Genomic DNA, 14157 nt, shown 5'->3' on the forward strand with positions numbered 1-14157 from the left:
GCCTTGATTTTTTGTTGGTCTGAGATAATTGATTTTCTTCCCATAAAAAATAGCTCTCCTTATAGTAAACAGTTTTATTATTTAACTGTCTACCATAAGGGGAGCATATCAAAATGAATTCCCTTTTAATATATACATATATTCAATTTTAGATTAAGTAGAGTATTGTGATTTATTATAGATATATACTAAAATACCTGTAATAGGGAATATAATAATATTCCATTGGCTAAAAATACATCCGCTAATAAAGAAAATAGATCCTGAAAGTGACCAAATTGCAGCGACAACTCTAAGGGTAAGTTTATTATGGTGGGTCTTTATTTTTGAATAGTCCTTTTTATTTAAAAGTATTTTGTAACCCTCATTAATACAACCTACATAGATGAATATAAAAGCAGCAATACAAACTATTGTAAGCATAGCAACTACTCCATAATTAGATTGGTCATTATAAAACTTGTTCTCCATCCAAATTGCTGAAGGTGACATAATAAAGAGGCATCCAGCAATAAAGGAGGACCAAAAGTAAATTAATACAAAAGCAGAGTCTTTTATCTCAATAGTTAAAGCTACATCAAGAGAATAATCAAAACCACTTCTGAGATGTTTGTACTTTTTCAACTTCTTACCGGAATAAATTAAAAAAGGTATAGCGGATAAAAGGATAGCTAATGGTACTATTAGTCCAAGCATATTCTCTCGGATAATGTAGTCATCTATGAGGGTGTACATTAATATTGACGAAATAACTGCCATATTACATAAAGATACACCAATACTTAGTGCAAGCCCAGATAACTTTTTGGCAGAAAGAAATCTATCTACTTCTTTTTGCGAAAGAATTATTGCTGATTTTTTAGTATTACCGATTCCGTCATGATTGATTAAATTATTAATGTTTTCAGAATCATTTTCGTGTTTATTATATTTTTTTCCCATTTTACGTCTTCTCCTTAAGAAATTTTAGATAATGTTTTATATTTAAATAGCTTTAACATTAGTCTTCTTAAGCTTAAAGAAGAATAGTATTATTATAACATTGAATTTAGTAGTTTTTACATTGAAAATATTTAACAAGATAAAAGGCCACTCATTTATCAAAAAAAATCCTCGACAGTACTTTAATGTAGTACTGTCGAGGATAATCCTAATTTACTTATAATATGCAAACACATCTTCTATTGATTTTATCCCGAAATTTTGTGGAAGAGGAAGACCTTTTAAATCTTTTCCTATAAATTTATTATCTACATAATATTCAACCCCGAAAAAGCTCTCAAACCACATAAGAATTTTATCAATAAATGGAGTTTTAACTTCCGCTAATTCGCAAAAGCTCTTAATAATGCATAGTCCATATGGAAAATCTTCTAGAAAGTACCTTGAATTAAAATCTGGAATATACCCATTTTCTGTTTTTATAAGCGGAGACTCTATATTCTTAAGTGCAGGCTTACCACTAATTTGCTTTGTCATTTGATGCGAGGAATCTGCTCCAAAATACTCTTTTATAAAACCGACTTTCTTCAAATCAATAGTCCCGAGCTTTAGGCACAAGTTCTGAACCTCTTCATCAGTAGCTATTAACATTTCTGAACATTCATCCGTCCACTCATTATAAAATTGAATCATATTTTTAAAATATACTCCTTCTTTATAATCGTGAAAGATTCCATAAAGTCTTGCAGTATGAAGAATTGGATTAGCTGGTGTAAGTGAAACTTGCAGAAAATTTTCTAGTGGATTACACTTCATGCTAAGTATGGTCTCTAATGCCTTGCATACTTCTGAGGTATTACTAGCAGGAATAGCTCCTATAAAAAGCTCTTCTTTCTTACCTAGGTCATATACAGATTTTCCGTACTCCTTTAATCTAGCTATGCCATAAACTCTCTGAAATCCGAATACTGTACAGCCGTTTTCAATAAGATCGCTACAATAGAATTCTCCACCACCGTTACCTGGCATCATGCCAATCCAAACTCCTTTTTTAAGAAAAGGTTTTATTCTTTGAAGCGTTTTGCTAAATATATAAGATGGAAGTGTGGATATAATGATGTCAGCATCTTTTATTGTTTCCTCTGGGTTACTAGATATAATATCTATTCTCCCTGTGTGTTTAATTGTGCCATCATTATCACAAACCTCAATAATATGGTTCCAATCATTTGGTCTGGAAGTCAATAATCGAACAGAAATATTCTTGTTTCTTCCGATGTCTCCCATTAAAAGTGTACCTATATTTCCACCACCTAAAATACATATATTCATTTGTTGTCCTCCTAAATAATATTTTATTTTTTTTGATCTATATTAGTATTATATCATATAAGCTCATATAACCCCAGTATAACTCAAATGTAAAATATATCTTAAACAAGCTTCGGTTTTATCTGTTTTACTTTGAATTGCTTTTAAATGAAGATAAGTAAGTAAATTTTTTTTGTCTTATCACATATACTAAAGACATATTAGGTATAAATTTTAGAGAGTGATAGTTCAGGGCTTAACGTAATCGTACGATAATAAAATGTATTAAATATGTAATATATCTCGATTTAGAAAGGACGGTTTTATGGAAACAAGAGGCATTAGAAAATATTCTAGAATTGAATGTAAGACACCAATTTGTACACAAATTTCTATTGTTAAATTTAATAATAAAATTGTCACTACAGGAAAAGGAAATATCTGTGTAGAAAATATCAGTTCTGGTGGACTCAAGTTTCTTTCTAGCTTAAATTTGCCAGTAAGTGATATTATGATTATTGAGTTTAAGTTGACCGTTGAAGAGGAGTGTACTGCTTTTTATGGCTATATTGTGAGGAAAGAAGAAGTCGATGGTGGCATATATAGATATGGAGTTAAGTTTATTAATAAGGCTGGCGATGATGACCATGAACAGTTTATGAGCAGGCTTAATGAGTTAAATAAAAATGGAACTTTAGAGAATTCTGGTAATTGTTCATATGACGTAGATTGTATTAGAAAATGTACGGTGAATGTTGATAGAAGAACATATAAAAGATATAAACTTAATAATAATTTTGTTGCGAAAATGAAAGTGCATAAAATAAGTAATAAATCGGGCATTTCGCAGTGGGTCACTATACGAATAGATAATATCTCACATGATGGTATTCAATTTATTACGGATATTAATTTAGTAATAGATGAGAATACAATGTTAGAATTTAGTATAGTTATTGCTGATACAAAAATTTATGCTAAAGGTTATATGTCATGGAGAGAAAAGGTTGAAGAAAATAAATATATATATGGAGTGAAATTAGATATTACTGATTCAGAAAAAGAAAAGATAGTTCAAGTTTTAGAGCATGTAGTGGATTTTTCTTCAGAAAAGGGATTACTTACGCGTGAATGTTTTGGACTAAAGTTTAATTATGCTAGGCCTAAAAATCATAATTTTGAGAGACTTATATAAAAAAAATTTATAATCCTAATAATTTGATTCAAATCACATTCTTATAACTTAAATAAGCATAAAATAAAGACATAGGAAAGCAAGAATATGTGAAAACAAAATATTAGGAAGAAAAAAATATGAACACTAAATTTTTCAAGAATATAGAGGTTGCAAAGGCATTAGGACTAAAAGAAGAGGTATTATATGTAGAAAATCAAGTTACAATAACAATAGGAGATAATGATCCAGTTATAGTAAATGGTTAGTAAAAAACTTAACTCAAAGTTTAAGGTATAGCAATTTTATTTTGTTATACCTTTTCTGATTTTAGCTCATACTACTAATGAAAATAACATGCATTATGTTATAATAAGGTAAATATGCTATACACATAGGAGGGCTTAATGTGAGGAAAATAATACTAATTATTATGATAACTACTTTAATGACAGGGTGTTCAAGTGCAAAACAGGATGTTAATAATACTCAGAGTAGTAGTAATCAAGAACAGACAAAAACAGCGGCCACAGCAAAAACAGTAACTAAAGCCCAAAGTAATAAAGATACTAATAGTAAATCGTTTTCTAGTTTGCTAGAAAATATGGATATTACTAAAAGTATGTTTAAAAAAGGATATTATGATTATGAGGGAACTATAAAAAATAATATTAAAATTCAAATGAGTATTTATAAGCAGAACAAAGAGATAGTAGGGACATATTTTTATGAAAAGCAGAAGAAGGAGATTAAACTAAAAGGAAAGTCTGATGAAAAAGATATTATTCTATATGAATATGATGCCAAAGGTAAAAATACGGGTATATTTACAGGAACAATGAAAACAGTTGATAAAATTGAGGGTAAATGGGTAAGCGCTGATAATAAAAGTAGCTATCCATTTACATTAACACTTAAAAGTAACATTGCGTCAGACGTATATGGGAAAAGGTATGCTGTAGCTTTAAATACTAAAAAGGACAAAGATGTTGAGGAATTTGCTCGCAAAATTCAAAGTTATGTAGTAAATGGTGATAAGCAGGGATTAGCTGAGCAAATAAAATATCCTATAAATGCTAAAATTAATGGTAAGGTTGTAAAAATACAAAATAAAGATTATTTTATTAAGAATTATGATTTGATTTTCTATCCAAAATATAAGGCATCAATAAGTAATTCATTCACAAAAAATCTATTTGTAAATTATCAAGGGATAATGTTTGGTGAGGATATTTTTAATATTTGGATTAATGAAGTGACTTCTACTGGAGGGATTCCTAAATTAATGATAACAGCTATAAATAATTAATATTGCAACTTCGCACGAGATGATTTAATGTAGTATTATCATTATAAAAGAATAAATATATTTATACTAAAGGAGGTATTATTTTGTTAGATATAAAAAAAGGAGTAAAGAGTTTTTATGTGGGTGATAATGAAGAAAAACCACTCGCTAAGATGGAATTTGCATATCATGGAGATGCGATAACCATCGATCATACTTTTGTATCTGATGGGTTAAGAGGTCAAAATGTAGCTAGACAATTGTTAGAAAAGATTGTTAGTTTAGCGAGAGATACAAACAAAAAAATAATTCCTATCTGTCCTTACGCTAAAGCGGAATTGAATAAAAATGACAAGTATTTAGATGTATTAATGTTAAAATAACATTATCGCAGGGAGCAAGGAGGAATAGACTATGACATTATATCATTATAAAAAAGGTAGAGATGAAGATGAGTTTAAGGATCTTTATACTAATTCAATAGCACTAGATCAGCTTCCCAAAAATGAGTTGCCTGAAACAACTTCAGATCCTAAAGTAATTAGGCAATTAGTTCTCGATGAGCTTTTTATGGATGGAAATGCGCGTCAAAATTTAGCAACATTTTGCACAACATATATCGAAGATGAAGTTCATGAGCTCATGGATTTGTCAATCGATAAAAATATGATAGACAAGGATGAGTACCCTCAAACTTCTGAAATTGAACATAGATGCGTGAGTATACTCGCAAATTTATGGCATTCACCTGAAAAAGAAGATACCATTGGATGTTCAACAACGGGATCAAGTGAAGCTGCGATGCTTGGGGGGCTTGCACTTAAATGGCAGTGGCGTAAGAGGCGTGAAGCCGAGGGGAAATCTACTAATAATCCTAATATTGTATGTGGGCCTGTTCAGATATGTTGGCATAAATTTGCACGTTACTTTGATGTGGAAATTAGAGAGATTCCAATAACCGAAGATGAATTAGGTATAAATCCAGATAAGCTAAATGATTATTGTGATGAAAATACAATTGGAGTAGTAGCAACTTTGGGTAGTACTTTTACTGGAATATATGAACCGGTAGAGGAGCTAGCTGGAGCCTTAGATAAGATTCAAAATGAAAAAGGTTTTGATATACCTATTCATGTAGATGGAGCTAGTGGAGGATTCATTGCCCCATTTATACAGAAAAAGCTTAAGTGGGACTTTTGCATTGCTAGAGTCAAATCAATTAATGCATCAGGTCATAAATTTGGTATGGCACCACTTGGCGTTGGTTGGATAATTTGGAGGACTGTGGCTGATCTGCCTAAGGAGTTAATTTTTAATGTTGATTACTTAGGGGGACAAATGCCGACGTTTGCTCTAAATTTTTCAAGGCCAGCTGGTCAAATTATTGCTCAATATTACAACTTTTTACGATTGGGTCGTGATGGCTTTACTACAATTCAAAGTGAATGTGCTAGCACTGCTCAGTATTTAGGTGAGCAATTAAGGGAAATAGATACTTTGGAAATATTATATGATGGACACGGTGGTATACCAGCAGTTTGTTATTCGTTAAAAGATGAAGAGGAAGCAGGATTTTCACTTTACGATCTTTCTGACCGTTTAAGAATGCACGGTTGGCAAATTGCATCCTATCCACTCCCAAGTGATCGTCAAAATATGACCGTACAACGTATTTTAATTCGTCATGGAGTTAGTAGGGACATGATATTTTTACTACTTCGTGATTTTCGTAAAGAACTGGAGTATTTAAAGAAAAACCCAGTATTAAATAATCACGACAAAGTTAGTTTCCATCATTAATTAGATGTGAGGTTAGGTGAAATTTTCTTGTAAATATACCTTTTAATGTTTTGTTATATACTGTAGATAACCGTTGATGACGGGAATATCCATAAAAACGCCCTATAGAGCGGCTTTTTTTATTGTCTACTCTATAGGGTATATTATAGAAAAACTCTTAGATATGTCTTTTTATTTGAGTTGTCTCGCATAGAAATAAAAATGTTTTCCCTTTAACAAATTACACAATAATTAACCACTAAAATAATATATTTAAACATCCCTTACGTTGTAGATTTTTTAGAATATTTAAATTGAATAAACAGTCTCATTATAAATTTCAATAAAATTATTGAAGGAAAACATAAAGTCGTATACCAAAAAGAAAATACCTCAGCATACGATAGAACACTTAACGTTAAGAATAAAAACCCTATTACTAAAGAGCTAATTTTATAAGATTTTACATACCCCTTTTTATTTTCAATTTTTGTATTTGTAGTTAAAGCATATCTAAGCATATCGAAATTTGTTTCTGTTCTCGTCATTCCATACAGAATAATGCACAATCCTACTATAAATATGAAAAGTATAAATATATTATTCAGAATAATAATACCACTCCCTCTTAGTTTCTAATATAATAAGCATTTAACAATAATAGTTGTTGTCTTTTAACTAAAATTTGCTTGAATTTTTATTTTAAGTATGTCCTTATTCAATTATATAGAATATCAATATAAATTTCAAATATTTAACATAAAAATATTGATTTTAAATACACCCTAACATGATACCTTATTTACAGAATAACTTTTGCTATCAATTGTAGTGGTAACAGTTTCAAATTGCTTTCTCATAATAAAATAGTATAATATAATAAAATGCCACTTGCCACGTGGGTGGCACAAAAGGGAGGGTGGAATGAAGAATATGTCAGAGTATATGGGGTTTATTTCTAAGGCGTGGGAAGAATTTGTGAAGCAAGGGAATATGAATAATGATGTAAGATTAGAAATAGCAGACTCCTGGAAAAGATGCAAGGGATATGGTGTAGATTTTATGGATGGTCGTGGTAATGATGCTTATGCGGTATCTGTAGAATCTAAAATCAAAGAAAATGCGGAACTTGTTTCCGTAGCCCGTCCTATAATGGAGGATATACATAATATTATAGCGGGTTCTGGATTTGCTTTGTTCTTATCAGATAGAGATGGATATATACTTGATATTATTGGAGAAAGTAATATTATACAAAAGGCAAATGAGTTGAATTTTGTAAAAGGAGCTCTGTGGACAGAAAGGGCAGTGGGCACTAATGCTATAGGAACAGCGATCCACTTAGATAAACCTATACAGACAATAGGGGCTGAACATTATGGTATAAATCAACATTCTTGGACATGTTCTTCAGCGCCTATTCATGATGAAGAGGGAAATATAATAGGGTGTATAAATATGTCAGGTATTTGTCGTGATGCACATTTACATACATTAGGAATTGTTACGGCAGCAGCGGAGTCCATAAAAAAGCAGCTAGCACTTATTATTTCTTATGATTTATTAAACATAACCTTTGATTCAATAGTGGAGGGTATGATTGTTATTGATGAGAATTTTAATATCAAAAGGATAAATGACAGGGCTGAAAATATTTTAGGAATAACACAAAATGAAATATTTAAAATGAACATAAAAGAAACACTAAAAGATTTAAATTTTGATCATATGATATCGAGTTCTAGGCAAGCTTATAATAATATAGAATGTGATTTTCATATAAGAAATAAGAGAATAAAATGTATAATAAATGCTGTTGCTATGAAAGTTAATCATAAATTTATGGGCAGCGTTATAACTTTTAGAGAAACGCAATATGTACATAAGTTGGTTAATAAAGTAGTGGGATATAAAGCAACCTATAAATTTGATGATATTATAAGTGATAATGAAAAAATGAAAAGTTTAATAGAATTTGCAAAGAAAGCTGCAAAAAGTGATTGTAATATACTAATTGAAGGTTCAAGTGGTACAGGTAAAGAGCTAGTGGCTCAATCAATACATAATTATAGTAAAAGGCAGCAGGGACCTTTTGTAGCTATAAATTGCGCATCTATACCAAGAGAATTGGTAGAAAGTGAACTTTTTGGGTATGATAGAGGCGCATTTACGGGAGCGATTAAAGAGGGACACCCTGGAAAATTTGAGCTTGCAGATGGAGGAACTATTTTTTTAGATGAAGTAGGAGAACTTCCTTTAGATATTCAATCTAAACTATTAAGGGTACTCGATAACAATAAAATTGTTAGAGTCGGTGGAACCTATGAGAAGGAGTTAAATGTTAGAATTATATGTGCAACTAATAAGAGGCTAAAAGAAGAGGTAAAAAAGAAAACTTTTAGAGCGGATCTTTATTATAGGTTAAATGTAATGAATATAAAAACTATTCCACTTGTAGAAAGAAAAGAGGACATAGGAGTACTTGCAAAATATTTCATAGACATGCTAAATATGAAAAATAATGATAAAATCAAAGTCATGAATAAAAATTATATCACGAATCTTATGGAATATGAATGGCCAGGTAATGTGAGAGAACTTAGGAATGTTATAGAAAGAGATTATTATTCAAGCGAAGATAATATAATTGGATTAGAGTCTTCAGATATAGTAGAAATAAATAAATGTATAGAAAAAACTAAAGATAAAGAAATTAAAGATATAGACATTATACCTATAGATATTTTAGAGAAAGAGAGTATAATAAAGGCTCTTAAATTTTGTCATGGGAACCTAGTAAAAGCAGCTAAAATGTTGAAAATAAGTAGATCTACTATGTACAGAAAAATTAAAAAATATAATATTAACAATGTTTAAATATATATTCCATATTTAACTTTCAAATTTAAAACAAATAACTATAAAGTGTACTAAAAAGAGAGTTAAAACATGTAAAATGTCAAAAAGACACACTAATTAGTGTGTCTTTTTGAGATTGAGGCTATTTTCAATAATTTTTATCAGGCTTTTTATTTTGTAAGATGAGAAAAAATAATTAATTTTTTTAAGTGGTAGCTATTATACAGCAGTGATTTAAGAAAGTTTAGCAATGAGGTAAATGCTTTTTTTTTAATATTATGCTGAAATTATTATCTTGGAATGATAATTGCTATATAAGTATGTGAGAAAATTAACAATAAAACATATAATTATATCATTTAGGAGGGATTTTTATTATGAAGGCAGCATTGTGGTATGGAGTAAGAGATGTTAGAGTTGAAGAAATAGAAGAACCAAAGGTTACTAAAGGAAATATTAAAATTAAAGTAAAATGGTGTGGAATATGTGGATCAGATTTACATGAGTACCTAGGAGGACCAATTTTTATACCAGTCGGAGAACCTCATCCTATAAGTGGTAATGTTGCACCAGTTGTTTTAGGTCATGAGTTTTCAGGTGACGTTGTAGAAATTGGAGAAAATGTAACTAATATTAAGGTTGGAGATAGAGTTACAGTGGAACCTATTGTAGCTTGTGGTAAATGCCCAGCATGTAAAGAAGGAAAATATAATCTTTGCTCATCATTAGGATTTCATGGACTTTGTGGAAGTGGCGGTGGACTTGCTGAATATACTGTATTCCCAGAAGAATATGTTCATAAAATACCTGACAATATGTCCTATGAACAAGCAGCATTGATAGAGCCAATAGCAGTTGCTCTTCATTCTATTAGAATGGCTAATTTTAATACAGGAGATACTGCGATTGTACTTGGTTCAGGCCCAATAGGTCTTGCAACAATAGAATGCTTAAAAGCTGCAGGAGCAAGACTTATAATAGTATTGCAAAGAAAATCAATAAGACAAGAATATGCAAAAAGAGCAGGCGCAAATGTTGTTCTTGATCCAAATGAAGTTGATATAGCTAAGGAAGTTAAAAAACTTACAGGTGGAGTAGGTGTAGATGCAGCGTTTGAAACTACTGGAGCAAAAATAGGTTTTGATATAGGTATTGATAGTTTAAAATACGAAGGAACTATGGTTATAACAAGCATTTGGGAAGGTGATGTAAGCTTTAATCCAAATGTTTTGGTATTCACTGAAAAGAAAATAGTAGGAACATTAGCGTATAGGCATGAATTCCCATCAACAATTGCTTTAATGAGTGATGGAAGAATTAAAGCTGAAGGATATATAACTAAAAAGATAGCTCTTGATGATATAGTAGAAGAAGGGTTCGCAGCTTTAACTGGACCAGAAAAGAAGAAACATGTGAAAATACTTGTAACTCCGGATAAGTCGCTTTTATCTGACTGTTAATTAAACAACGAATGACTTTGTATCACTTTTGATTTTTAAGTTATGCAGAGAAAAACGTAGATATAAAAAATAAATAAAACATAGGATTAACGACAATATCGTTAATCCTATGTTTTATTTTTTATTAAAGTCAAATTCCACGATCACACAAGAAAATGATAGTTTTTTAGGTCAATTATGACAATAAAATGTTATAATAAAATAATTCTATAAATTAATAGGAGTGGATTCCGAAAGACAGGGTTAAGGGGGGATAAAATGCAAATATGTTGTACAAAGAAACTACAAGATGAGATGGGAATAGTGCTTCAAAATGAAACTGAAGAGGAAGATTTCTTTTGCTGGAGTGTACATTTGATTACCGTAAATCGAAGAAAGACAATTGTTATGGTAAATGATAGCAATAGATTCGGATTTGTTCTTTATGGGTTAAAAGCAAAACAATTTAAAAATTTAAATGAGTTACTCATTATTGGAATTAGAAATTGTTTGAGAGATGAAAAAATTAAGGAAGAAATCGTAGATAAGTATTTGAAAAGTTCGGGAGAATTTATTTATTCGAAGACAAGAGGTTCGAAATATGTGGCTAGGCTTAATAAAGCTTGTGAACTTATAAAAGGACTTGGAGATAATTTAGAATTAAGTGAACTTTTTCAAACTTCGGCAACTAGAATAATTAATACGGACATTGTAAAAATGAGTAAGGAATCTGATTATCACTATCCGTATGAACTCTTAAGCAAGGATCTTAAAATATTTGCTGGTGAAGAAATTGTTAGGTGTGAGGCAGTAGATTTAATAGTTAAGCTTAAATTATATCCTGAAATAGCATGGAGAAGAATTATAACTCCTATAAATACTACATTTAAGGAGCTTCATGAAATACTCCAAGTCGCTTTTGACTGGAAAGACTACCATCTGTATGAATTCAATATTATTGATGATTCAGGTAAATATGTCTCAAATGTTATTAGTGAATTTGAGGAAATTTATGAAGAATCGAAGGAATGTAAAATACTTTTAGATTCACAGGTTGATATTTCAGAATACACTAATCAGAAATATAGAATAGTTTATTGTTATGACTACGGGGATAACTGGGAGCATGAAATTACTATACAAGGTGTTAATGCGAATTATGATAAAAATTATCCAACATGTGTAATGGGGAGTGGTAATACTCCACCAGAAGATGTTGGTGGTATTACTGGATACAAGGAATTTTTAAAAACAATGAAAAATCCTAATCATGCTGAATATGAAAATACGAAAAGGTGGGCGCAGGGTCAGAGGTATAAGGACTATGATTCGGATTCTGTAAATAGACGTTTGAAAAATGTTTTGCGCAGATAAATTAGAAGAAGTGATTTGTGTCCTAGTGGAAGTGGCAATAGGAGGTAACTCCTCTTTTAACGACTTTCCATTTGAAATGTTGTTAAAATTTTAAATAATCTTACAATATTTTCAGATAGGATTTCTAGAATATTAACAAAATGTTCATGATTTATTAGTATTTTAAAACGATTTCTTATGTTTTCCATCTTTGTACTTTTATTTGAATTAGAGTATCATAACATTATAAATAAAATTTAGGAGGATGATTTATGAAAGAAATTATGAAAGAAATATTTGGTTCTAAAAATATTAAGAAGGCTATGATAGGTATGTTATTGGCTCAACCCAATCACAGTGGATCTTATTACTTAGAGTTAAATAATCTTGTTAGAAATATCGAGAATGCTAATAATGAAGAAATAGAAATTAGTAAAGCTTCATAGTTTTTAATTTAAAACTATGAAGCTTTATTAATTTTTATAAGATTATATAATGGAGATTACATTACAAAAAGGATAATAGTTTATTATCCTTTTTTGATTTCTTGCCGCGGATTATATATTTAATATGAATTAACTTTTCTAGTATGATTGATACTCCAGTTAGTCCGCCAATTATTAATTCGTTTGGTATTAGAATAGAGGTAATTGAAAATACAATTAATAAACAATCTATAAAGAATCTATAAAGAATAAAGAATAAAGAATAAAGAATAAAGAATAAAGAATAAAGGATAATTATATATTATAAATTTTAATCTGTTTTAATCAAAGAACACTAAGATTTAAATTTTAGATAAATATATAAATAAAAGTAGATAATTATAATGATGTGTATGTATTTTTTTAAATGTAGAATGAATGTATAGGAAGCAAGTTAGATTTAAAAAGTGACAAGTAGTGGATGATTTATTTTAGAAAATACTAGTAGATTATATATAAAGGAGATTTAATTATGAAAAAAAAGGTGTTAGGTATTTCTTTTGGAAGAAAAATGAGCAATACTGAGGTAATGATTAAGACTGCATTAATGGAATGCGAAAAATCAGGAGCAGAGATTAAATTTATTCGTGCTGATGATTTAGATATTAAAAATTGTACAGGCTGTATTTCTTGTGTAATAAGTTTATTAGGTGGAGGCAATGGAAAGTGTCATTTAAAAGATGATATGAATATTATTGATGAGGCATTATTAGAGTGTGATGCTGTGATAGTTGGCTCGCCTACATATGTTTTATCACCTACTGGTAATTTTAAAACAGTATGTGATAGGCTAGGGCCATCTCATGATATTTCTTTTAGAACAAATGCAAAAGAAAACGGAATTAAAATGGGTAAAAAACCAAATGAATTACCGGATGAGAGATCATTTAAACCTAGAGTCGCTGCATTAATTACTGTTGGTGGCGCATTGACGCAAAATTGGTTATCATTTGCAATGCCAACAATGTATGAATTTACGATGTCAATGGGAATAGATGTAGTAGATAAATATGAGTATTTTGGTGCCATGGCACATGAGCATGTAGTAGGAAATAAAGAAGTAATGGAGCGTATGGTAAGGCTTGGTCAAAATATGTCTGAGGCCATTCATAGTAATGAAGAAGAAATGAGTAAATGGAGAGGAAATGAAGAAGGTGTTTGTCCTGTATGCCATTGTGACATGTTAACCATAGTTCATAACAAAAATCAGGTAGAATGCCCGGTTTGCGGAATTAGTGGAGATTTAAGCTTAGTGGATGGAGAAATTAAAGTAAACTTTAGTGAGGCTCAGAAAAAACGCTCCCGTTTATTTTATGCAGGAAAACTTGAGCATTGTATAGAAATATCTACAAAAGCTGTTGGACCTGGTCAAATACCGAATAAAAAGGAATTACTTGAGAAATATAAAGGCTATGGTGAATGAAATAGTGAGAAGCTGATACATAAATTCTATTTGTGTATCAGCTTTTGTAATATAAAAGAGTATTATGAATTGATGTGTTACCATTAAAGTAGACAGAATAATAA

13 protein-coding genes are annotated in these 14157 nt (G+C 30.2%); 10 read left to right on the plus strand and 3 right to left on the minus strand.

Going from position 1 to position 14157, the window contains the following annotated elements:
- Positions 1–153: 153 nt before the first annotated feature.
- Positions 154–942: a hypothetical protein gene (locus KPL44_RS17780; RefSeq protein ID WP_216252907.1), complete on the minus strand. Its 789-nt coding sequence runs from the start codon at positions 940–942 to the stop codon at positions 154–156.
- 213 nt (positions 943–1155) lie between these two features.
- Entirely contained in the window at positions 1156–2274 is a 1119-nt protein-coding gene (locus tag KPL44_RS17785) for an NAD/NADP octopine/nopaline dehydrogenase family protein (RefSeq protein WP_216252908.1), read from the minus strand.
- 304 nt (positions 2275–2578) lie between these two features.
- On the opposite strand from KPL44_RS17785, the gene KPL44_RS17790 reads away from it, so the two are divergent.
- From KPL44_RS17790 to KPL44_RS17825, 9 genes are all read left to right on the plus strand, one after another.
- Complete coding sequence (locus KPL44_RS17790; RefSeq protein ID WP_216252909.1) at positions 2579–3448, plus strand: PilZ domain-containing protein; 870 nt, start codon at positions 2579–2581, stop codon at positions 3446–3448.
- 119 nt (positions 3449–3567) lie between these two features.
- The gene (locus KPL44_RS25870; protein WP_301182977.1) at positions 3568–3696 is read left to right on the plus strand and encodes a hypothetical protein; all 129 of its coding nucleotides are present in this window, start codon (positions 3568–3570) and stop codon (positions 3694–3696) included.
- Between the two features lie 140 nt (positions 3697–3836).
- On the plus strand, positions 3837–4736 hold the full coding sequence (locus KPL44_RS17795; RefSeq protein WP_216252912.1) for a hypothetical protein: 900 nt from the start codon (positions 3837–3839) through the stop codon (positions 4734–4736).
- Positions 4737–4819: 83 nt separating this feature from the next.
- Positions 4820–5098, plus strand: coding sequence for a GNAT family N-acetyltransferase (locus tag KPL44_RS17800; RefSeq protein WP_216252914.1), 279 nt, complete (start codon positions 4820–4822; stop codon positions 5096–5098).
- A gap of 31 nt (positions 5099–5129) precedes the next feature.
- Positions 5130–6515 carry a glutamate decarboxylase gene (locus KPL44_RS17805; protein ID WP_216252916.1) on the plus strand — a complete coding sequence of 462 codons (1386 nt, stop codon included), beginning with the start codon at positions 5130–5132 and terminating at the stop codon, positions 6513–6515.
- Between the two features lie 912 nt (positions 6516–7427).
- Entirely contained in the window at positions 7428–9371 is a 1944-nt protein-coding gene (locus KPL44_RS17810) for a sigma-54-dependent Fis family transcriptional regulator (RefSeq protein ID WP_216253035.1), read from the plus strand.
- A gap of 359 nt (positions 9372–9730) precedes the next feature.
- Positions 9731–10813 (plus strand): 2,3-butanediol dehydrogenase, encoded by a 1083-nt coding sequence (locus KPL44_RS17815; RefSeq protein WP_071611617.1) that lies wholly within the window; start codon positions 9731–9733, stop codon positions 10811–10813.
- Positions 10814–11071: 258 nt separating this feature from the next.
- Positions 11072–12166 carry a plasmid pRiA4b ORF-3 family protein gene (locus KPL44_RS17820; protein ID WP_216252918.1) on the plus strand — a complete coding sequence of 365 codons (1095 nt, stop codon included), beginning with the start codon at positions 11072–11074 and terminating at the stop codon, positions 12164–12166.
- Between the two features lie 251 nt (positions 12167–12417).
- Positions 12418–12591, plus strand: a complete 174-nt coding sequence (locus tag KPL44_RS17825) for a hypothetical protein (RefSeq protein WP_216252920.1) — start codon at positions 12418–12420, stop codon at positions 12589–12591.
- Between the two features lie 61 nt (positions 12592–12652).
- Here KPL44_RS17825 and KPL44_RS25460 read toward each other — a convergent pair whose 3' ends face one another.
- Positions 12653–12889 carry a YitT family protein gene (locus KPL44_RS25460; protein ID WP_367302958.1) on the minus strand — a complete coding sequence of 79 codons (237 nt, stop codon included), beginning with the start codon at positions 12887–12889 and terminating at the stop codon, positions 12653–12655.
- A gap of 213 nt (positions 12890–13102) precedes the next feature.
- Here KPL44_RS25460 and KPL44_RS17835 point away from each other — a divergent pair, with 213 nt between their 5' ends.
- On the plus strand, positions 13103–14053 hold the full coding sequence (locus tag KPL44_RS17835) for a flavodoxin family protein (RefSeq protein ID WP_253201832.1): 951 nt from the start codon (positions 13103–13105) through the stop codon (positions 14051–14053).
- The last annotated feature ends 104 nt before the right edge of the window (positions 14054–14157 follow it).

It is taken from the genome of Clostridium sp. DSM 17811 (assembly GCF_018861905.1).
GTDB lineage: Bacteria > Bacillota > Clostridia > Clostridiales > Clostridiaceae > Clostridium_AD > Clostridium_AD frigoriphilum.

What these genes read in the sequence shown, in the direction of transcription:
- KPL44_RS17780 (WP_216252907.1), bottom strand. Translation starts at nt 942, where the DNA reads ATGGGAAAAAAATATAATAAACACGAAAATGATTCTGAAAACATTAAT.
- KPL44_RS17785 (WP_216252908.1), bottom strand. Translation starts at nt 2,274, where the DNA reads ATGAATATATGTATTTTAGGTGGTGGAAATATAGGTACACTTTTAATG.
- KPL44_RS17790 (WP_216252909.1), top strand. Translation starts at nt 2,579, where the DNA reads ATGGAAACAAGAGGCATTAGAAAATATTCTAGAATTGAATGTAAGACA.
- KPL44_RS25870 (WP_301182977.1), top strand. Translation starts at nt 3,568, where the DNA reads ATGAACACTAAATTTTTCAAGAATATAGAGGTTGCAAAGGCATTAGGA.
- KPL44_RS17805 (WP_216252916.1), top strand. Translation starts at nt 5,130, where the DNA reads ATGACATTATATCATTATAAAAAAGGTAGAGATGAAGATGAGTTTAAG.
- KPL44_RS17810 (WP_216253035.1), top strand. Translation starts at nt 7,428, where the DNA reads ATGTCAGAGTATATGGGGTTTATTTCTAAGGCGTGGGAAGAATTTGTG.
- KPL44_RS17815 (WP_071611617.1), top strand. Translation starts at nt 9,731, where the DNA reads ATGAAGGCAGCATTGTGGTATGGAGTAAGAGATGTTAGAGTTGAAGAA.
- KPL44_RS17820 (WP_216252918.1), top strand. Translation starts at nt 11,072, where the DNA reads ATGCAAATATGTTGTACAAAGAAACTACAAGATGAGATGGGAATAGTG.
- KPL44_RS17825 (WP_216252920.1), top strand. Translation starts at nt 12,418, where the DNA reads ATGAAAGAAATTATGAAAGAAATATTTGGTTCTAAAAATATTAAGAAG.
- KPL44_RS17835 (WP_253201832.1), top strand. Translation starts at nt 13,103, where the DNA reads ATGAAAAAAAAGGTGTTAGGTATTTCTTTTGGAAGAAAAATGAGCAAT.